This window comes from Streptomyces sp. NRRL F-525, assembly GCF_000716605.1.
GTDB lineage: Bacteria > Actinomycetota > Actinomycetes > Streptomycetales > Streptomycetaceae > Streptomyces.
In genome coordinates this window covers 1-347 of record NZ_JNXE01000172.1, presented here as the reverse complement: position 1 = coordinate 347, position 347 = coordinate 1, and the positions used below count along the sequence as shown (strand labels likewise).

Sequence of the window (347 nt, the reverse complement as noted above, 5' to 3'; positions counted from 1 at the left end):
TGGGCTCGGAGATGTGTATAAGAGACAGACCTTGCAGCCGGCGTCCCGGGCGACCGTGAGCGGGAGGGCGCCGATGGAAGCGGGCTGGTCCACGATCACCAGGACCGTGCCGAACTTCGCGGCCAGCTTGTCGAAGACGGCCCGCAGTCTCGGCTCGCTGTTGGGCAGCTGCTTGTCGAGGACCTTCTTCCCGGCCGGGGTGAGTCCGTGGCCGTGGTGAGCGGTCTTGCCGACGTCCAGGCCGAGGAACACGCCCACGTCTTCGGTGTCGAACATCGCGCCCTTTCAGGTGAGTTGCACGTGCCGGCCTCGGCAGTGGTGTCGTACGCGCGCATCCACGTTATGCA

The 347-nt window shown here is 66.3% G+C and carries 1 protein-coding gene; it reads right to left on the bottom strand.

All coding sequences use genetic code 11. The features are described 5' to 3' along the window. Nucleotides 1-276, bottom strand: a 276-nt coding sequence (locus OO69_RS48385; protein ID WP_033287430.1) for an IS110 family transposase, incomplete at its 3' end; no start/stop codon positions are given. Nucleotides 277-347: the final 71 nt, after the last annotated feature.